The 18,636-nt window shown below is 68.0% G+C and carries 17 protein-coding genes; 8 read left to right on the top strand and 9 right to left on the bottom strand.

Translation table 11 applies throughout. From position 1 onward, the window contains the following. Positions 1-501 precede the first annotated feature (501 nt). From AAG816_RS12875 to AAG816_RS12840, 8 genes are all read right to left on the bottom strand, one after another. Complete coding sequence (locus tag AAG816_RS12875; protein WP_341990039.1) at positions 502-1,665, bottom strand: FAD-binding oxidoreductase; 1,164 nt, start codon at positions 1,663-1,665, stop codon at positions 502-504. Positions 1,666-1,670: 5 nt separating this feature from the next. Continuing rightward, complete coding sequence (locus AAG816_RS12870; protein ID WP_341990038.1) at positions 1,671-3,116, bottom strand: FAD-dependent oxidoreductase; 1,446 nt, start codon at positions 3,114-3,116, stop codon at positions 1,671-1,673. Beyond that, positions 3,113-3,409: a (2Fe-2S)-binding protein gene (locus tag AAG816_RS12865; RefSeq protein ID WP_341990037.1), complete on the bottom strand. Its 297-nt coding sequence runs from the start codon at positions 3,407-3,409 to the stop codon at positions 3,113-3,115. Before AAG816_RS12865 ends, AAG816_RS12870 begins: the two co-directional genes overlap by 4 nt. Next, entirely contained in the window at positions 3,390-4,514 is a 1,125-nt protein-coding gene (locus tag AAG816_RS12860; protein ID WP_341990044.1) for an FAD-dependent oxidoreductase, read from the bottom strand. Before AAG816_RS12860 ends, AAG816_RS12865 begins: the two co-directional genes overlap by 20 nt. A 14-nt stretch (positions 4,515-4,528) precedes the next feature. Further along, complete coding sequence (locus AAG816_RS12855; RefSeq protein WP_341990036.1) at positions 4,529-5,335, bottom strand: ABC transporter permease; 807 nt, start codon at positions 5,333-5,335, stop codon at positions 4,529-4,531. Then, positions 5,332-6,162: an ABC transporter permease gene (locus AAG816_RS12850; RefSeq protein ID WP_341990043.1), complete on the bottom strand. Its 831-nt coding sequence runs from the start codon at positions 6,160-6,162 to the stop codon at positions 5,332-5,334. Before AAG816_RS12850 ends, AAG816_RS12855 begins: the two co-directional genes overlap by 4 nt. Before the next feature lie 62 nt (positions 6,163-6,224). Then, on the bottom strand, positions 6,225-7,334 hold the full coding sequence (locus AAG816_RS12845; protein WP_341990035.1) for an ABC transporter ATP-binding protein: 1,110 nt from the start codon (positions 7,332-7,334) through the stop codon (positions 6,225-6,227). Beyond that, positions 7,334-8,383, bottom strand: a complete 1,050-nt coding sequence (locus AAG816_RS12840; protein WP_341990034.1) for an ABC transporter substrate-binding protein — start codon at positions 8,381-8,383, stop codon at positions 7,334-7,336. Before AAG816_RS12840 ends, AAG816_RS12845 begins: the two co-directional genes overlap by 1 nt. 164 nt (positions 8,384-8,547) lie before the next feature. Between AAG816_RS12840 and AAG816_RS12835 the strand changes: the two genes are divergently transcribed. Then, a complete protein-coding gene (locus AAG816_RS12835; RefSeq protein WP_341990033.1) occupies positions 8,548-9,465 on the top strand; it encodes a LysR substrate-binding domain-containing protein in 918 nt (305 codons plus the stop codon). Between the two features lie 5 nt (positions 9,466-9,470). Here AAG816_RS12835 and AAG816_RS12830 read toward each other — a convergent pair whose 3' ends face one another. Further along, positions 9,471-10,511 carry a GlxA family transcriptional regulator gene (locus tag AAG816_RS12830; protein WP_341990032.1) on the bottom strand — a complete coding sequence of 347 codons (1,041 nt, stop codon included), beginning with the start codon at positions 10,509-10,511 and terminating at the stop codon, positions 9,471-9,473. 213 nt (positions 10,512-10,724) lie between these two features. On the opposite strand from AAG816_RS12830, the gene AAG816_RS12825 reads away from it, so the two are divergent. From AAG816_RS12825 to AAG816_RS12795, 7 genes are all read left to right on the top strand, one after another. Next, positions 10,725-12,077 carry an L-serine ammonia-lyase gene (locus AAG816_RS12825; protein ID WP_341990031.1) on the top strand — a complete coding sequence of 451 codons (1,353 nt, stop codon included), beginning with the start codon at positions 10,725-10,727 and terminating at the stop codon, positions 12,075-12,077. A gap of 110 nt (positions 12,078-12,187) precedes the next feature. Further along, positions 12,188-13,441: a sarcosine oxidase subunit beta family protein gene (locus AAG816_RS12820; RefSeq protein WP_341990030.1), complete on the top strand. Its 1,254-nt coding sequence runs from the start codon at positions 12,188-12,190 to the stop codon at positions 13,439-13,441. A 10-nt stretch (positions 13,442-13,451) separates the two neighbouring features. Continuing rightward, positions 13,452-13,763, top strand: coding sequence for a sarcosine oxidase subunit delta (locus AAG816_RS12815; RefSeq protein ID WP_341990029.1), 312 nt, complete (start codon positions 13,452-13,454; stop codon positions 13,761-13,763). Next, positions 13,763-16,771, top strand: a complete 3,009-nt coding sequence (locus AAG816_RS12810; RefSeq protein ID WP_341990027.1) for a sarcosine oxidase subunit alpha family protein — start codon at positions 13,763-13,765, stop codon at positions 16,769-16,771. The genes AAG816_RS12815 and AAG816_RS12810 overlap by 1 nt, the downstream gene beginning before the upstream one ends. Continuing rightward, positions 16,764-17,330: a sarcosine oxidase subunit gamma family protein gene (locus tag AAG816_RS12805; RefSeq protein WP_341990026.1), complete on the top strand. Its 567-nt coding sequence runs from the start codon at positions 16,764-16,766 to the stop codon at positions 17,328-17,330. Before AAG816_RS12810 ends, AAG816_RS12805 begins: the two co-directional genes overlap by 8 nt. A gap of 73 nt (positions 17,331-17,403) precedes the next feature. Further along, positions 17,404-17,916: a prolyl-tRNA synthetase associated domain-containing protein gene (locus tag AAG816_RS12800; protein WP_341990025.1), complete on the top strand. Its 513-nt coding sequence runs from the start codon at positions 17,404-17,406 to the stop codon at positions 17,914-17,916. Between the two features lie 244 nt (positions 17,917-18,160). Further along, positions 18,161-18,589, top strand: coding sequence for a response regulator (locus AAG816_RS12795; RefSeq protein ID WP_341990024.1), 429 nt, complete (start codon positions 18,161-18,163; stop codon positions 18,587-18,589). Positions 18,590-18,636: the final 47 nt, after the last annotated feature.

The following is an 18,636-nucleotide window of genomic DNA, read 5'->3' as shown; positions in this document are numbered from 1 at the left end:
TGGAGAGGGGGGTGAAACGGCCAGGGCGAAAGAACACCCGCCGTGCCACCCCTCCCCCACACACCGCGGGCGAGATCGGAACGCGTTTCACCCCCCTCCCTTCCCTCCCCCGCAAGGGGGGAGGAGCCCGCGTCGGCTGGGACAGGACGCAGGGGCTGGACTTGGCGGCCTGACCGGTCCTGCGCCCAAGCCGGTGGGGGTCTGTGGCGCTGAGCGCGCATAACGCTCCCGACCCGCGCAACGTGCCCTCTCCCCCCTTGCGGGGGAGAGTTGGAGAGGGGGGTGAAACGGCCTGGGCTAAAGAACACCCGCCGTGCCATCCCTCCCCCACCCACAGCGGGCGAGATCGGAACGCGTTTCACCCCCCTCCCTTCCCTCCCCCGGAAGGGGGGAGGAGCCCGCGTCGGCTGTGACAGGACGCAGGGGCTGGACTGGCTGGCAAAGGTTGGGCGGGGCCGCTCACGTCAGGCCGCGCCCCATCCCGTCACGGGCAAACGCCCCTTAAGCTCCCGCGCCGAACCGCCCCACCGCAAACGCGCCAATGGGCAGATTGGTGGCGCCCGTGGTGATCAGCTCCGCCAGGATCGACCCGACGATCGGCCCCAACTGGAAGCCGTGGGCGGAAAAGCCGAAGGCGTGATAGGCGGCCTCCGCCGCGCCGCTGGGGCCGATCACCGGGATGTCGTCGGGCATGCGGGCCTCGATGCCGGCCCAGGCGCGCATGATCTGCGCGTCGCGCATCACCGGGAAGATGGCCGCCGCGGTTCCGGCATTTTCCGCCAGCTTGGCGAAGTCCAGTTGGGTGGCGTTGCGGTCGCGGTCGGCAAGGCCGCGATAGCCGCCGCCCACCAGCACCGTGCCATTGGCGAACTGCTTGAACGACAAGGTGCGCGTGGTCGCCCCCACCACCGGGGTCACGAACGCCGGCATGCGGGCGGTGATCATCAGCATGGGGGCGATCACCTCCAGCGGCACCGGCTCGCCCAAAGCGGCGGCGATGCGATCGGCCCAGGCGCCGGCGGCATTCACCAGCACTGGCGCCTCCACCACCGCATCGCCCACCTGAACCCGCCACAGATCGCCCTGGCGCGTTGGCATGCCGGCGGGCACCCCTTCCAGAAAGCGGGCGCCGACCCGGGCGGCGGCATTGCGGAAGGCCAGCACGGTGCGGAACGGCAGCGCCGCACCATCGGCGCGGGAGATCAGGCCGCCGACGCAAGTGGGCGCCACCGCCGGCAGCAAGGCGCGCAGTTCGTCCTGCCCGATCAGTTCCTCATGGGCAAAGCCGTGGCTGTTGAGCAAGGCGGAGCGCTTGCGCAATATCTCCAGATCGGCCTCGGTTTCGGCCACCTTGATCTGGCCGTGGCTCTCGAAGCCGCAGTCATCATCCACCAGATCGCGGATGGTGTGCCACAGCTCCATGGAGGCCACCGACAGCGGCACCTCCGGCAGCGCCCGGCCCAGCCGCCGCACCCCGCCGGCATTGACGCCGGAGGCATGGCGGCCGGGATAATCCTTCTCGATCACCAGCGCCTTGACGCCCCGCCGCGCCAGATTGAGCGCGGTGGAGCAGCCGTGCAGGCCGCCACCGATGATGACCACATCCGCCAACCACCGCCCATCGGGGGCAGCGGCCAAGGGGGTGAGCGGCGCGGCGGCAGCCATGGCGGTCAGCCCCGCTCCACCGACTTCATGGCGCTGTCGTCCTGCGGCAGCGAAGCCAGTTCCGCCACGGTGATCGGCTTCACCGGCGCCCGCAGCCGGTAATAGCCGATTTCGGCCGGCGATACGCCGCGGGCGTCGGCGAGCAGCTCGCTGACGGTGAGGCCGCACATGCGCCCCTGGCACGGCCCCATGCCGGTGCGCAGGAAGGATTTCAGCTGGTTCGGCCCGCTGCATCCGAGATTCGCCGCATCGGTGATCTGGCGGGCGGTGACCTCCTCGCAGCGGCAGACGATGGTGTCCGGCGCCGGGCGGCGGAAGGCGTCCGAAGGCCGATAGAGCCGATCCAGGAACGCCCGGCCCCGCAGCGCCCGTGCCAGGGCCGCGCGCACCTGCGGCGCCTCGCCCAACACCGGCGATGACGGCTTCAGCGCGGCGATGGCGGCGAGCGCCGCGAGGCGCCCCCGCTCCGCCGCACCCAGCGCGCCGCCAATGCCGGCGCCGTCGCCGGCCACGAAGATGCCCGCCACCGGACTGGCGCCGTCCGGCCCCACATCGGGGCGGAAGCAGGCCTGGGCCTCATCCCATACCAAGGGGATGCCGGCGGCATTGGCCAGGTTCACATTGGGGGTCACGCCCTGGTGCAGCAGCAGCAGATCCACCTCGAACCGGCCGGTGGCGCCGGAGGCGGTGGTGTAGGTCACGGCGCGCACGCTGTCGGTGCCCATGGCCTCCAGCGCGGTCACATCCTTGATGATCTTCACCTTGGCCTTGACCTTGCGCAGCAGGGCCAGCCCCTTCAGCGCATAAGGCGAGGCGAGGAAGCCTGGCAGCGCCGGCAGCGCCGCACGCCAATTGGCCTTGGGGGTGGTGTCGAGAATGGCGGTGAGCTGCCCGCCCGCCTCCAGATATTGCGCCGCCAGCAGCCACAGCAGCGGGCCGCAGCCCGCCAGCACCGTGCGGCCCTTGGGCACCAGGCCGGAAGTCTTCAGCAGGGTCTGGGCGCCGCCGGCGGTCATCACGCCGGGCAAGGTCCAGCCGGGGATCGGCATGGGCCGCTCTAAGGCGCCGGTGGCGAGGATCACCTGCCCCGCCTTCACCTCATAGGCCCGCCCGGCCACCGAGAGATTGAGCACCTTGTCGGCATTCAGCGCCCAGACGGTGGCGCCGGGCACATAATGGGCGCTGGAGGCCAGCATCTCCTGCGCCAGTTGCGCGCCGGACCAATAATCGGGGCCGAGGACGGAACCCGCCGCCAGCGGGCTGGCGGTGATGGCGCGATAGACCTGCCCGCCGGGGCCGGCATTCTCATCCAGCAGCAGCACGCTGAGCCCGGCCTTGGCGGCGAGGCTCGCCGCCGCCAGACCCGCGGGGCCGGCGCCGACCACGACCACGTCGCATTGGCCGGGAATGTCGTATGACACGGTGTTCGATGTGGGGAATTGCGCGGTCATCGGCCGATCTCCCTCTTGCCGCGCTGGGTTTCCACCCGCATGCCCTCGGTGACCTTGACGAGGCAGCCCTGGCGGTTGCCCACCCCGTCCACCACCACCAGGCAATCGAAGCACACCCCCATCATGCAATAGGGTCCGCGGGGGGCGCCGGTCACCGGGGTGGTGCGGCAATGGTCGATCCCCGCCGCCAGCAGCGCCGCCGCCACGCTGTCCCCGGCCCGCGCCAGTTGGGGCACGCCGTCGACGGTGAAAGGAATGCTCTCGCCCTGAGCCTCAGGCAGCCGCCGAAACATGGAACCTCCGCGCACTGAACACCTCGAAATCTTCCGCCGGCAGCCGCCCCGCCGCGATGGCCGGGGCCACCACGAAGGCATGGGTGGCGGCCAGCGTCACGCCGCTGTGGCAGGTGGCGACGAACGCCCCCGGACAGCTAAGCGACTGGTCGTAAATGGGAAATCCGTCCTTGGTCATCACCCGCAGGGCGGCCCAGGTGCGCACCACATTGAGCCCGCCGATGCGCGGGAACATGCGCACCGCCCGCTCGGCGATGGCCGAGACGATGGGCAGGCCCACCTTGGGCTCCACCGCCTCCTCCACCGAGTCGCCCAGCATCACCGTGCCCTCGTCGCTCTGGCGGATGGTGACCACCGGATGCGGCAGGAACGGCTGGGTGCGCTCGGTCACCACCACCTGCCCGCGCTGCGGCCGCACCGGCACGTCGAGCCCGACCATGGGGCCGAGCCGGGCATTGCCATTGCCCGCCGCCAGCACCACCTTGCCGGCGCGGATCTCGCCCTTGGGGGTGGTGATACGGAACGCCCCGCCTTCATAAGCGATGCTCTCCGCCGGATGGTTGGGCAGATAGCGCACCCCCGCCCCGACCATGGCGGTGTGCAGCGCCCGGAACAGGCGCAGCGAGTTCACATGGCCGTCCAGCGGGCAGAAGCTGGCGCCCACCACCTCAGGTCCGATCTCCGGCATCATCGCCTTGACGCGGGAATGGTCCATGATTTCATAGTCATAGCGCTGCATGCGGGGCTGGTTGTGCAGCCGCTGCAGCAGGTTGGCGCGGCGCTCCAGCTCGGTGTCCGAGAGCGCCAGATGGAAGCCGCCGGGCTGCTGCAGGCAGACATCCAGCCCAGTCTCGGCCTTGAGCTGGGCCGCGAAGGCGGGCCACAGGCCGGCGCCGCGCACGGTCCAGCCGGCATATTCGGGCATGCCCACGCCCTTGCTCTGCACCCATACCAAAGCGAAGTTGCCCCGCGAGGCCCGCAGCGCAATGTCGCCCTCGTCCAGCACCGCCACCGTGGTGCGGGGATCGGTCTTGGCCAAGCCATAGGCGATGGAGGCGCCCACCAGGCCGCCGCCGATCACCACCACGTCGAAGCTGTTGGCCATCTGACTGGTGCCGCTCATGACCGTCCGCCCCCCTCGCCCGCCAGCAGCCGTTCCAGGCCGTAGAGCCACTCGATCAGGCCCATGACGATCACCGTCAGGGCAATCACCGCCGCGGACACCGATGTGACCAGCGGATCAATATTGTCCTGGATATACAGGAACATGCGCACCGGCAGCGTGGTCGCTCCCGGGGCTGCGATGAACACCGTCATCGTCACCTCGTCGAAACTGTTGATGAAAGCCAGCACGAAGCCCGACACCACGCCGGGCAGGATCAAAGGCAGGGTCACCCGCCGGAACAAGGTGGCCTCCGAGGCCCCCAGCGATAGCGCCGCCTGCTCCAGCGAGCGATCAAGCCCGGTGGCGGTGGACAGCGTGAGCCGGAAGGCAAACGGCAGCACGATCACCACATGGGCCAGCACCAGGGAAACCATGGTGCCGCTGGCGCCGATCTGGGTGAAGAAGCGCAGGAACGCCACCCCCAGCACCACATGCGGGATCATCAGCGGCGACAGGATGAAGGCGCTGAGCGCCTCCCGCCCCGGAAAGCGATGCCGCGCCACGGCGAGGGCCGCCGGCACCGACAGGCCGATGGCGATCAGCGAGGACAGCGTCGCCAGCCACAGCGAATCCCGAAAGCCGGTGAGGAATTCGGGATAATTGCCGATGGCCTTGAACCAGCGCAGCGAGGGGCCGGCAGTGGGCAGCGAGAGATAGCCCTCCGGCGTGAACGCCACCACGCAGACGATGACGATGGGCGCCAGCATGAACACCACGACGAGCGCGTGGAAGAGGAGCGCCAGCGGACCGTTGCGGCTCATTGGAACACCTGTGCGTAGCGCCGCTCCACCAGGGCGTTGCAGCCGATGACGATGGCGGCGATGGCGATCAGCAGCAGGATCGCCACCGCGGCGCCCAGCGGCCAGTTGAGGGTGTTGAGGAACTCGTCATAGGCGAGCGTCGCCGCTACCTTCAGCCGCCGCCCGCCGATGATGGCCGGGGTGGCGAAGGCGCTGGCGGAGAGCGCAAACACGATGATGGCGCCGGACAGGATGCCGGGCATCACCTGCGGCAGCACGATGCGGGTGAGGATGGTGAATTGCGAGGCGCCGAGCGAGGCCGCCGCATTCTCCGCCTTGGGATCCAGCCGCTGCAGCACCGCCCAGACCGAGAGCACCATGAAGGGCACCATCACATGGGTGAGGGCCACCATCACCCCGCCCTCGGTGAACATGAAGGGGATGGGCTGGGAGAGAATACCCAGATCCATCAGCGCCTTGTTCACCACCCCGTTGCGGCCGCCGAACAGCAATGCCCAGCCCAGCGTGCGCGCCACCACCGAGATCAGCAGCGGGCCCAGCGTCACCACCAGGAAGATACCCTTCCAGGGCGCCCGCATGCGGTGAATGATATAGGCCTCCGGCGCGCCGATGAGGCAGGCGGCCAGCGTCACCACGCCGGAGATGCGGAAGGTGCGGGCGAACATCTCGGCGAAATAGGGATCGCCGACGATCTCCAGCCAGTTGGTCAAGGAGAAGCCCGGCTCGATGCCGGTATATTGGCCGAAGCGCTGGAACGACAGCATGGCGGTCATGGCCAGCGGCACCAGCACCACGCCCACCAGCAGCAGCACCGCCGGCAGCACCATCAGCGCCGGCGCCAGCAGATGGCGCGGCAGGCCGGTGCGCGGCCCCGTGTCGGCGACCGCGCTCATGGGTTCGCTCCCGCAGCCGCATCCCATTTGCGGAATGCCGCATCATCCGGGCGCCAGACGAGGTGCGCCTGCGCGCCCTCTTCCGGCGGCGTGCCGCCGTCATTGGGGCGCACGATGGTGAGGGCGCCGACCGGGGTCTGCGCCACCAGCAGCCAATAGGTGCCCTGGAACACCCGCGAGACGATCACGCACGGCAGCCCGGCATCGGCAAAGGCGATCTTCTCCGGCCGCACGGACAGCGCCACGCGTCCGTCGCTGGCCAGATGCGGCGGGCACGGACAGCGCACATCGCCGACCACCGCCTCGACCCCGGCGGGACCGGCTTCCAGCCTGGCTTCCATCACGTTGGTCTTGCCGAGGAAGGAGGCGACGAAGGGCGTCGCCGGCCGCTCATAGACATCCTGCGGGCGGCCGATCTGCTCCACCCGGCCCGCATTCATCACCACGATGCGGTCGGACAAAGCCATGGCCTCGTGCTGGTCGTGGGTGACCAGGATGGTGGTGGTGCCGATGGTGCGCTGGATCTGCCGCAACTCGATCTGCATCTCCTCGCGCAACTTGGCGTCGAGATTGGACAAGGGCTCGTCCAGCAGCAGGATGCGCGGACGGATCACCAGCGCGCGGGCCAAGGCGACCCGCTGCTGCTGGCCGCCGGACATGCGCTTAGGAAAGCGATCCGCCAGCGCGGCCAGCCCCACCAGGACCAGCGCGTCGCGCACCCGCTGCGCCCGCTCGGCCTTGGGCACCTTCTGCATGTCGAGGCCGAAGGCGACATTCTCTGCCGCCGTCATGTGCGGGAACAGAGCATAGCTCTGGAACACGATGCCGAGGCCGCGCTTGGCCGGCTTCACCCGCACCAGATCGCGCCCCTCCAGGCGGATGGCGCCGCCAGTAGGATCAATGAAGCCGGCGATCATCTGCAAAGTGGTGGTCTTGCCGCAGCCGGAGGGACCGAGCAGCGAGATGAACTCGCCCTCGGCCACATCCAGGCTCAGGGCGTCCACCGCCGTGTGGCTGCCATAGTGCTTGGTGAGCCCGTCGAGGGCGAGGAACGCCGGAGCGTTCCCCGCGTCGGCGGTCCCGGTGGAAGCGGACCGCGCCAACATCAGCGCTCCACCTCGCGGTTCCAGCGCTTGGTCCAGTCGTCGATCTTGGGGTTGATGGCGTCCCAATCGAACACCAGCAGCTTGGCGGCGCGCTCGCCGATGGGGGCCATGCGCAGCGCCTCGGCATCCACCTTGGTGAGCTTGTTCACCGGGCCGTAGCCATATTCGGTCGCCAGCACCGCCTGGAAGTCCGGCGATACCATGGCTTTCACGAAGGCATCCGCCAGCTTGCCGTCACCGCCCTTGGCCACCGGGCAGGTGGACGCCAGCAGCGCGACAGCGCCCTCCTTGGGATAGACGAAGTCCACCGGGAAGCCGGTGTTGGCGAAGGAGGCGACGCGCCCCGAGCCCCACACCGCGATCGCCGCCTGCCCGCTCTGGAACAGCTCGGTCATCTTGCCCGGCGAAGGCTCGTAGGCCAGCACGTTGGGATTGACCTCGGTCTTCATCACCTTGAAGCCGGGTTCGATATTGGTTTCGCCACCGCCATTGATGCGGGCGAATTCGATGAGCGTGTAGAGGCCGTAGGTGTTGTTGATCGGCGGAATGACCAGCAGGCCCTTGTACTTGGGATCCTTCAGGTCGTTCCAGGAGGTGGGGGCCGCCCAGCCTTTGTCCTTGAAGAACTTGGTGTTGTACATGATGCCGGTGGCCACCATGCCGATGCCCACCGCGTTGTCGCCCTTGTAGAGTGCGGTCTCGTAGAGATCGGGCTTGGGCAGGTCCTTGATGGGCCGGCAGAAGCCGAGCGCAATGGCGCGATACATCGGGCCGTCGTCGACGATGGCCACATCGATCTGCTGGTTGCCCTTCTGCGCCTGAAGCTTGGCCAGCGTGTCGGTGGAATTGCCCGCCACATATTCCACCTTCACCCCATGCGCCTTCTCAAAGGCGGGGATGATGTCTTTGCGCATGCTCTGCTCGAACGTGCCGCCGTAGCCGGCGACATAGAAGGTCTGCTGGGCCTCGGCCGCCGGCCCGGTCAGGGCCAGAGCGGCGGTGCCCAGCAGCGCCGCAGTGGCGGCTTGGATGGAAAATCGAAAGCGCATAGGTCCCCTCGAAGGCTGGAGGTGGATCGCCCTTTGGGCGTTTCGGCGTCTGCTCGCTTTCTGAGCGCGCCGTTAAAATGGTCACTCACTCGCCCTTGTGCGTCAAATGCATTTGGAAGCATTCTACATAATGAAATGTTATGCACTGACCGAAGGCCGATGAGATGGCATGGCTTAATCCCCGCCAGTTGGAAGCGTTTCGGGCCACCATGGTGGCCGGAACCGCCACCGATGCGGCCGCCCTCATGGGCGTGACCCAGCCGGCGGTGAGCCGCATGCTGCGCGATCTTCAGGACGCGCTCGGGTTCCGGCTGTTCGAGAAAGTGGGCAACAAGCTGGTGCCCACCAATGAAGGGCTGACGCTTTATTCGGAGGTGGAGCGCTCCTTCGTCGGCCTGGATCGCATCGCCCGAGCCGCCCAGGAGGTGAAGGGGCGGCGCGCGGGTGTGCTGCGCATCGCCGCTATGCCCGCGCTCATGAACGGCTTCCTGCCGCGCTTCGTGGGCGGCTTCCTGGCAGAGCGCCCCAAGATTGATCTCTCGCTCATCGGTGCCGGCTCCCATCTGGTGCTGGAGCAGGTGCTGTCGGGCGAATGCGAACTGGGGTTCGCCATGGGGCCGCTGGAACATGCGGGCCTGATCGCTCAGCCCATGCCGGTGGCGCAGATGGTGGCGGTGTTGCCGGTGGGCCACCGGCTGACCGAGAAAGCCGTGGTGCATGTCTCCGACCTCCATGGCGAGGACTTCATCGCGCTGGATGGCGGCGGCCGCTCGCGCATGCGCATCGACCGGCTGGCGGAATTGCACAATGTGCGCCTGGTGGTGCGCGCCGAGACGCGGCTGTCCGGCATCGTCTGCGGCCTGGTCTCCTCCGGCCTGGGCACGAGCCTCTGCGACCCGTTCACGGCGCGGGAATTTGCCGGGCGGGGCGTGGTGGCGCGGCCGTTCGAGCCGGCGGTGGACTTCGAATTTGCCGCGGTGCGCTCCGCCCAGCGGCAGTTTCCGGCGGTGGCCAAGGATCTGTTGGAAGCCTTCACCGCCCACACCGCCGCCTTCGTGGCCGCCGGTGAGGCCGCGGCCTGACGTCCTCAGTCGAAGATGCGCCGCGGCTCCGAGGGCGGCGCACGACGGGACGGCGGCGCCGGCGCCAGCATCTTGCGGAAGGCGGAAGGCGTCAGGGCGAATGTCGCCTTGAAGGCGCGACCGAAGTGCGAGCCATCGGCGAACCCCAGTTCGGCGGCGATCTGCGCCGCGGGGAAGCGGGTATTGGCCAGCATCCAGCGGCCATGCTTCAGGCGCAGCGCCAGATAGCTGTCCTGCGGCGTCTGCCCAAGGCGTTCGGTGAACACCCGCTCCAACTGACGCGGGCTGATGTCCAGCCGATCCGCGATGGCGGCCACCGACAGCGGCGCGCCGAGGTTCTGCTCCATCAGCAGCAGGGCGCGCGACACCCGGTCATCGCCGTTCCCGGCCTCGGACACCCGCGGGGCCGGCTGCGCGCTCTCCGCCGCCCGTGGGCGATCGATGAGCAGGATGTTCAGCGCCTTCTGGGCCGCAGCCGGGCCGAGGTGGTCTGCGACGAGGCGCGCCGCGAGATCGGCAACGCCCGCGCCGCCCGAACAGGTGATGCGATCGCCATCAATCACGAACAATCGGTCCGCCACCGGCACCAGGGCGGGAAATTCCTCCAGGAAGTCATGATAGTGGTACCAGCTCACGCAGCATTTTCTCTGCGCCATCAAGCCCAGCCGGCACAAGACGAACGAGCCGGTGCACACCCCCACCAGCGGCACCCCCGCCCGCGCAGCGGCCTCCAGATAAACGGCAAATCCCGTCGGCAGCGGCGGCATGCCCGCTAGCAGCCCGCCCACCACGACGATATAATCGAAATCGGTGGGCGGTTGCAGCTCCGCCGTCGGACGGATCTCGATGCCGCAGGAGGAGCGCGCCGGCCGCAAATTGGGGCTCATCACCTGCCAGGCACAGGCGATGGGCCGCGAGCGATCGCCCTCGTCGCCGGCCAGCCGCAGCACGTCCACGAAGGTGGAGAAGGCGGTGAGGGTGAAATTGTGCATCAGCAGAAAGCCGACGCGCAGCTTCGCGCGCGCGGGGCGGCGGAGCGGCGTCACCGTGCACCGCCTGCGGCGGGTCGTGGCCACGGGCAGGCGATGGACAAGGTCTGCATGTGTCGCATTTGTTCCAGATGCTAGTCGCACCATCACAAGAAGCAAGACGCTCTTAACGCCACACTTGGACCATGTGCAAACTGGGCCGCGGCGCAGGCTATGCTGGCGGATATGCCACGACGGGCCGGATCAACGGGCCGCGCAGAGGTTGGATGGATGATTAGCGTCTTCGAGCTGTTCAAGATCGGCGTCGGGCCGTCCTCTTCGCACACCATGGGGCCCATGGTGGCGGCGAAGCGGTTCCGCGATGCCCTCGATCCCGGCGCGGCGCGGGTGAGCGCCGAACTGTTCGGCTCGCTGGCCTGGACCGGCAAGGGCCATGCCTCGGACACCGCCATCTGCCTCGGCCTCCTGGGGGCCACACCCGCCACCTTGGACCCAGACGCGGTGCCGGTCTCGGTGGCGCGCCTGACCATCGAAAAGACCATCGCAGCCCCCGATGGCCATCGCGTGGGATTCGATCCGGAGGTCGATCTGATCTTCGATTTCGAGACGCTGATGCCGATGCACACCAATGCCATGCGCTTCCGCGCCTTCGATGCTCGCGGCGGCCAGCTGACCGAGGCGGTGTTCTATTCCATCGGCGGCGGCTTCGTGGTGGCGGAGGGCGAGGCCCGCGAAGCCCTCGCCAGCCAGCCGGTCCCGCACCCGTTCGACACCGGTGCACAATTGCTCGCCGCCTGCGCCAGTACCGGCCTGTCGGTGGCCGGGGTGCAGATGGCCAATGAATGCGCCTTGCGGCCCCGTCCCGAGGTGGAAGCTGGCATCGATGCCATCATCGCCGCCATGCTCGCCTGCATCGAGCGCGGCTTGCGCATGGAGGGGCAGTTGCCCGGCCGGCTGCGGGTGAAGCGCCGCGCCAAGGCAATCCGCGACCAATTGGTGGCCGATCGCCTCCTCAACGCCCGACCACCCCATGAAATCATGGACTGGATCTCGGTGTTCGCCATCGCCGTCAATGAGGAGAATGCCGCCGGTGGCCGGGTGGTGACCGCTCCCACCAACGGTGCCGCCGGGATCATTCCCGCCGTGCTGCGCTATGCCCGCGACTTCTGCCCCGGCGTGACGCCGGAGCATTTGCGCGACTTTCTGCTGTCCGCCGCCGCCATCGGCGGGCTCATCAAGCGCAACGCCTCCATCTCCGGCGCCGAAGTGGGGTGCCAAGGGGAAGTGGGCTCGGCGGCCTCCATGGCGGCGGCGGGGCTGGCCGGCGTACTCGGCGCCACGCCCACACAGATCGAAAATGCCGCAGAGATCGCCATGGAGCATCATCTGGGCATGACCTGCGATCCCATCGGCGGGCTGGTGCAGATCCCCTGCATCGAGCGCAATGCGTTCGGCGCCAACAAGGCCATCGCCGCCGCCTCGCTCGCGTTGCGCGGCGACGGCGTGCATCTGGTCTCCTTGGATCAGGTGATCGAGACCATGCGCCAGACCGGGGCCGACATGCAGTCGAAATACAAGGAGACCTCCCAGGGCGGGCTTGCGGTCAATGTCCCGGAGTGCTGACGCCACTCGCAGGGAATTTGTCGGATAGATTCCAGATTTACGTCGCATGCAGTCGAGTAGCGGCGCCGGGTTTGCGGCACCTTCGGCTCGAAACCACGGATGGATGGCCCATGCGCCGCTTTTCCCTTTCCTCGCTCCTCGCCGAGGCGTTGAACGCCCACCAGGGCTGGGACCGCCAATGGCGCAATCCCCAGCCAAAGCGGGCCTATGACGCGCTCATCATCGGCGGCGGGGCCCACGGCCTGGGCGCCGCCTATTATCTGGCCAAGGAGCATGGCCTCACCAACATCGCCGTGCTGGAAAAGGGCTGGATTGGCGGCGGCAATTCCGGCCGCAACACCACCATCATCCGCTCCAACTATCTCTATGACGAAAGCGCCGCGCTCTATGAGCATGCGGTCAAGCTCTGGGAGGGCCTGTCCCAGGAGCTGAACTACAATGTCATGTTCTCCCAGCGCGGCGTGCTGATGCTGGCGCACAACACGCACGACGTGCAGAGCTTCAAGCGCCACGTCTATGCCAACCGCCTCAACGGCATCGACAATGAATGGCTGACGCCGGACGAGGCCAAGGCCTTCTGCCCGCCGCTGAACATCTCCCCGGACCTGCGCTATCCGGTGATGGGCGCCGCCCTGCAGCGGCGCGGCGGCACCGCCCGCCATGATGCGGTGGTGTGGGGCTATGCCCGCGGCGCCGACGCCATGGGCGTGGACATCATCCAGAATTGCGAAGTCACCGCCATCCATCGCGGGCCGGATGGCGCCGTCACCGGGGTCGACACCACCCGCGGCACCATCAAGGCGAAGAAGATCGGCGTCTCCGCCGCCGGCCACACCAGCGTGGTGATGGCGCTGGCCGGTGTGCGCATGCCGCTGGAGAGTTTTCCGCTCCAGGCGCTGGTCTCGGAGCCGGTGAAGCCGTGCTTTCCCTGCGTGCTCATGTCCAATGCGGTGCATGCCTATATCTCCCAGTCCGACAAGGGCGAACTGGTGATCGGCGCCGGCACCGACCAATATGTCTCCTACAGCCAGCAGGGCGGCCTCCACATCACCACCCACACGCTGGATGCCATCTGCGAACTGTTCCCCCAGTTCACCCGCCTGAAGATGATGCGTTCCTGGGGCGGCATCGTGGATGTGACCCCGGACCGCTCGCCCATCATCGGCAAGACGCCGGTCCAGGGGCTCTATGTGAACTGCGGCTGGGGCACCGGCGGCTTCAAGGCCAGCCCCGGCTCGGCCCATGTGTTCGCGCACACCATCGCCCGCGACGAGCCCCATCCCATCAACGCCCCTTTCACCCTGGATCGCTTCCGCACCGGCCGCCTCATCGACGAGGCGGCGGCGGCGGCGGTGGCGCATTGAGGGCCCCCTGATGCTTCTGGTCACCTGCCCCTATTGCGGCGCCCGCCCCGAGATCGAATTCCACTGCGGCGGCGAGGCCCACATCGCCCGACCCACTTTGCCCTCCGCCACCAGCGATGCCGAATGGGCGGACTATCTGTTCACCCGCACCAATCCCAAGGGCATCCATGCGGAGCGCTGGCTGCATTCGCACGGTTGCGGCCGCTGGTTCAACGCGTTGCGCAACACCGCGACCGACGCTTTCCTGGTGACCTACAAGATGGGCGAGACCCGGCCGGACCTTTCCACCCTTCCCGATGCGCCCAAGGCGGGAGGCCGCTGATGCCCCAGTCGCACCGCCTGCCCCGCGGCGGCCGCATCGATCGCGCCCGGCCGCTGCATTTCACCTTCAACGGACAGGTGATCGAAGCCTATGCGGGCGACACGGTCGCCTCGGCGCTGCTCGCCAATGGCGTGACGCTGGCGGGCCGGTCGTTCAAATACCATCGCCCGCGCGGGGTCATGACCCATGGGTCCGACGAGCCCAACGCGCTTCTGAGCGTGGATCGCGGACCGGGGCGGGTCGATCCCAACAACCGCGCCACCATAGTGGAGGTCACCGACGGCCTGAAGGTGGCCTCTCAGAACCATTGGCCGTCGCTGGAACACGACATCGGCGCGGTCAATGACTGGCTCTCGCCGGTGTTCGTGGCCGGCTTCTACTACAAGACCTTCATGTGGCCGCGCGCGTTCTGGGACAAGCTCTACGAGCCGGTGATCCGTGCCGCCGCCGGCCTCGGCGTGGCGCCCGATGCCCCGGACCCGGATCGCTATGTGCACCGCCATGCCCATTGCGACGTCCTGGTGGTGGGCGCCGGCCCGGCCGGGCTGGCGGCAGCGCTGGCAGCGGCACAAGCCGGTGCCAGCGTGATCCTCGCCGACGAGCAGGCGGAAATGGGCGGCAGCCTGCTGCACGACGCAACCAGCGCCATCGACGGCAAGCCCGCCGGAGCCTGGCTCGACGGCGCCTTGGCAACGCTGGCGAGCCTGGGCAATGTGACGCTGCTCACGCGCACCACCGCCTTCGGCTATTACAACCACAATGAGATCGTGCTGACCCAACGGGTCACGGATCATCTGCCCAGCCCCGCCTCCCACCTGCCACGGGAGCGCCTGTGGCAGGTGCGGGCGAAGGAAGTCGTTCTCGCCGCCGGCGCCCACGAGCGCCCCCTCACCTTCGCCGACAATGACCGACCCGGCATCCTGCTGGCGGAAAGCGTGCGGGCCTATCTGAACCGCTATGGCGTCGCGCCCGGACGGCGGATCGTGTTCGCCACCAGCAGCGCCTCAGCCTATCGGGCCGCCGCCGACGCCCACGCCGCCGGGCTGGAGGTGACTTTGGTGGACACCCGTCCGGAGAGCGCCATCGGGCCGGAGAAGGCTCTCGCCCGAGGCCTCACCCACCTCACGGGGCATACGGTGGTCGGATCCACGGGGCGCAAGGCCGTCACGGGGCTGATCGTGGCGCCGGTGTCATCCGACGACATCATCGGGGCTCGGCGCACGCTGCCGTGCGATGCCGTGGGCATGTCCGGCGGCTGGACGCCCAGCGTCCACCTGTTCTCGCAATCCCGCGGCAAGCTGGCGTTCCGCACCGACCTGGACGCCTTCGTGCCCGGCATGTCGGTGCAGCAGGAACGCTCGGCGGGCGCCTGTGCGGGCATTTATGATCTGGCGGCGTGCCTGTCGGATGGCTGGGACAAAGGCTCCAGCGCAGCGGGAGCACATGCGGAGCGAGGGTTTTCCGTCACGCCCGCCACCGCCACCGGCTTCAAGCCGGTGCGCGTCCTGCCCACGGATACCGACCCCGCCAGGCAACGCGCCTTCCTCGACTTCCAGAATGACGTCACCGCCAAGGACATCCGGCTGGCGGTGCGGGAGGGCTTCGAGAGCGTCGAGCACGTCAAGCGCTACACCACCACCGGCATGGCCACGGACCAGGGCAAGACCTCCAACATGGCCGCTTTGGGGATCCTGTCGGAGGCGCTGGACAAGCCTGTGCCGCAGGTGGGCACCACCACCTTCCGCCCGCCCTACACGCCGGTCACCTTCGGCGCGATCATCGGCTCGGCGCGGGGCGCGCTGTTTGACCCCATCCGCACGGCCCCGCTTCATGAGTGGGCCGCCGCCCAAGGGGCCCAGTTCGAGAATGTCGCCTTGTGGCGCCGGGCCTGGTATTTCCCCCGGCCGGGCGAAGACATGCACGCCGCGGTCAAGCGCGAATGCCGGGCGGTGCGCGAGGGCGTGGGCATCTTCGATGCATCCACCCTGGGCAAGATCGAGGTGGTGGGCCCCGATGCGGCGGAATTCCTCAACCGCATCTATCCCAATGCCTGGCTGAAGCTGGAGCCGGGCAAGTGCCGCTATGGGCTCATGCTCAAGGAAGACGGCTTCGTGTTCGACGACGGCGTGGTCGCCCGCATCGCCCCCGACCGTTTCCATGTGACCACCACCACCGGCGGCGCCCCGCGGGTATTGACGCATATGGAGGACTACCTCCAGACCGAATGGCCGGATCTCAAGGTGTTCGTCACCTCCACCACTGAGCAATGGGCCGTGATCGCGCTCCAGGGCCCGCGCGCCCGCGACGTGCTGGCGCCCCTGGTGGACGACATCGACCTGTCGCCGGATGCCTTCCCGCACATGGCCATCCGCACCGGGCATATCCACGGCGTCCCCACCCGGCTGTTCCGGGTCTCGTTCACCGGCGAGTTGGGATTTGAGATCAACGTGCCGGCGGATTATGCCCGCGCCATCTGGGAGGCGCTCTACGCCCAAGGCCAGGCTCATGGGATCACCCCCTACGGCACCGAGGCCATGCACGTGCTGCGGGCAGAGCGCGGCTTCATCATCGTCGGCCAGGAAACCGACGGCACGGTGACACCCGATGACCTCGGCCTCTCCGGGATGGTCTCAAAGGCCAAGCCGGACTTCGTGGGCAAGCGCTCGCTGGCCCGCCCGGACATGGCCGTCGCCGACCGCAAGCAATTGGTGGGCCTGCTCAGCGTCGACGGACGCACCCTCATTGACGAGGGCGCCCAGGTGGTGGCCGACACGGCGCAGCCCATTCCCATGAAGATGCTCGGGCACGTCACCTCATCCTATGACAGCGCCGCGTGCGGACGCCCCATCGCTCTGGCGCTGATCTCCGGCGGACGGGCGCGGATCGGCGAAACCCTGTTTGCGACCACGCCGGCGGGCTTTGCCCCCGTCACCGTGGTGGCGCCGGTATTTCTCGATCCAGAGGGCGCCCGCATCCATGGCCATCCCGAAGGAGGCTCCCATGCCTGAGACATCGGTCCCCGCCCGGCACAGCCCGGCGCTTCTGCCCGCGGCGAACGGCGGGCGGACACGGGTGACGGTCCTCGGCCCCGCCGCCCGCTTCGTTTTGCGGGTGGCGGACACCCAGTCCAGTCCCCCCGCCATCTGCGGTGGCTTCGACCTCTCCGGCCCCCTGAACACCTGCCGTACTCAAGGCGAACGCATTGCGGCCCGGCTCGGGCCGGACGAATGGCTGCTCATCGGACCCGAGTCCGAGAGCATAGCCCTGGCCGACGCCTGCGCCGCCGACCTCGCCGATCGCGCCATCTCTCTGGTGGATGTCGGCCACCGCAATGTGGCCTTCACCGTCTCCGGCCCGGCCGCATGCCAGGTGCTGAACGCGGGGATCGCGCTCGACCTGTCCGAGACCGCCTTTCCGGCAGGCTCGGCAACCCGCACCCTGCTGGGAAAGGCCGATGTGGTGCTGCTCCGTACCGGAGCCGCAGCGGTCTACCGAGTGGAATGCTGGCGCTCCTTCGCACCCTATGTCCATGCTCATCTCACAGACGTGGCGCAGGAATTCGCGTGACCGAGACAAGCGCAGCCGCCTTCCCGCACAGTGGCCATCGGGCTATGAATGGCCCTCTCGTGACGGGACGCCCATGCCTTTGACCCCAGACGACGTGCTGCGCTATCTTGATGAACACGGGATTGCGGTGCGCACCTACTCCCATCCGCCGGTTCACACGGTGGCGGAATCACAGGCCTTGCGCGGAGATATTCCCGGGGCGCACACCAAGAACCTGTTCCTGCGCGACGGCAAGAAGACCTACTTTCTGGTGACACTGGAAGAGAACACGCCGGTGGATCTCAAGAGCCTGCGTGGGCGAATCGGAGCCCGCGGCGGACTCTCGTTCGCGTCCGCCGATGCCCTGATGGACCTTCTGGGCGTCCTGCCGGGCTCGGTCTCGCTGCTCGCTTTGGTCAATGACACCGAACGGCAGGTCCAGGTGGCGATTGATGCGCGCCTGATGGCGGCACCGCTGGTGAATTGCCACCCGGTGACCAACGAGAAGACCACCTCGCTCTCCCCGGCGCAGGTCCAGGCGTTTCTGGCCACGACCGGCCATGTGGCCGCCCTCCTCGCTCTCGACGAGTCCACATCCCCCAGTTGAGGTATGGCGAAAACGCCTGTACGCTCAATGAGCTGGGATACAGGGCACGGCATGCTTGCGCGGCATGCTTGCGCCCGGGGCATTTGCTTCCGAAATGGAGGTATCTTTGCTTGACGATCCGGGGGCAACTGGCTCCTTTCGGGTATCGGCTCGCTCTTGATTCTGAATAATCTGCAGCGGGCATTCTTCTCGAAGAGAGACACACGCCAGATTGATTAGTCAGGAATTGGCGAATTTCCGCTTCATGGGCATGACGGCCGCCGGCCTTCACGCCTCGCCGTTGCCGGGGGGCGCCCGCGTGAACGAAATGAGCCCGCTCTTGATCGTGGACGACGAGCCCGAATATCTGGACGAAATCCTCGAGGCGCTGGCCTATGAAGGGATCGAGGCCGTGTCGGCATCGAACGGAGCTGCGGCCGTGGCGATGCTGCGGCAGTATCCGGACATTCGCGTTGTGGTGACCGATATCCGCATGCCGGAGATGGACGGGATCGCCTTGGTCGAAGCGGCACGCGGGGAATTCGGCAATCGCGATCTCCACTTCATTGTGGTGACCGGACATGCCGCCAAGTCTGACCTTGAGCGCGCCAGAGCGGCAGGCGTGCGGAACTGCCTCTCGAAGCCCCTGGCGCTGGATGACCTGCGCCGTGCCATCCAATCCCTCCAGGTGTAAAGATGCGGCTGGCCGCAATTCGGGCACAAGCCAGCCAGTTGTTTGGG

The organism is Azorhizobium sp. AG788, assembly GCF_943371865.1.
In the GTDB taxonomy this organism is placed as follows: Bacteria; Pseudomonadota; Alphaproteobacteria; order Rhizobiales; family Xanthobacteraceae; genus Azorhizobium.
The sequence above is the reverse complement of the archived record's forward strand: the minus strand, read 5'-3'. Positions and strand labels throughout refer to the sequence as shown.

Excerpts from the sequence above, each read along its gene's own strand:
- AAG816_RS12845 (WP_341990035.1), bottom strand. The coding sequence starts at position 7,334 with ATGTTGGCGCGGTCCGCTTCCACCGGGACCGCCGACGCGGGGAACGCT.
- AAG816_RS12875 (WP_341990039.1), bottom strand. The coding sequence starts at position 1,665 with ATGGCTGCCGCCGCGCCGCTCACCCCCTTGGCCGCTGCCCCCGATGGG.
- AAG816_RS12825 (WP_341990031.1), top strand. The coding sequence starts at position 10,725 with ATGATTAGCGTCTTCGAGCTGTTCAAGATCGGCGTCGGGCCGTCCTCT.
- AAG816_RS12860 (WP_341990044.1), bottom strand. The coding sequence starts at position 4,514 with ATGGCCAACAGCTTCGACGTGGTGGTGATCGGCGGCGGCCTGGTGGGC.
- AAG816_RS12865 (WP_341990037.1), bottom strand. The coding sequence starts at position 3,409 with ATGTTTCGGCGGCTGCCTGAGGCTCAGGGCGAGAGCATTCCTTTCACC.
- AAG816_RS12835 (WP_341990033.1), top strand. The coding sequence starts at position 8,548 with ATGGCATGGCTTAATCCCCGCCAGTTGGAAGCGTTTCGGGCCACCATG.
- AAG816_RS12815 (WP_341990029.1), top strand. The coding sequence starts at position 13,452 with ATGCTTCTGGTCACCTGCCCCTATTGCGGCGCCCGCCCCGAGATCGAA.
- AAG816_RS12800 (WP_341990025.1), top strand. The coding sequence starts at position 17,404 with ATGCCTTTGACCCCAGACGACGTGCTGCGCTATCTTGATGAACACGGG.
- AAG816_RS12795 (WP_341990024.1), top strand. The coding sequence starts at position 18,161 with ATGGGCATGACGGCCGCCGGCCTTCACGCCTCGCCGTTGCCGGGGGGC.
- AAG816_RS12870 (WP_341990038.1), bottom strand. The coding sequence starts at position 3,116 with ATGACCGCGCAATTCCCCACATCGAACACCGTGTCATACGACATTCCC.
- AAG816_RS12850 (WP_341990043.1), bottom strand. The coding sequence starts at position 6,162 with ATGGTGCTGCCGGCGGTGCTGCTGCTGGTGGGCGTGGTGCTGGTGCCG.
- AAG816_RS12855 (WP_341990036.1), bottom strand. The coding sequence starts at position 5,335 with ATGAGCCGCAACGGTCCGCTGGCGCTCCTCTTCCACGCGCTCGTCGTG.
- AAG816_RS12810 (WP_341990027.1), top strand. The coding sequence starts at position 13,763 with ATGCCCCAGTCGCACCGCCTGCCCCGCGGCGGCCGCATCGATCGCGCC.
- AAG816_RS12840 (WP_341990034.1), bottom strand. The coding sequence starts at position 8,383 with ATGCGCTTTCGATTTTCCATCCAAGCCGCCACTGCGGCGCTGCTGGGC.
- AAG816_RS12805 (WP_341990026.1), top strand. The coding sequence starts at position 16,764 with ATGCCTGAGACATCGGTCCCCGCCCGGCACAGCCCGGCGCTTCTGCCC.
- AAG816_RS12820 (WP_341990030.1), top strand. The coding sequence starts at position 12,188 with ATGCGCCGCTTTTCCCTTTCCTCGCTCCTCGCCGAGGCGTTGAACGCC.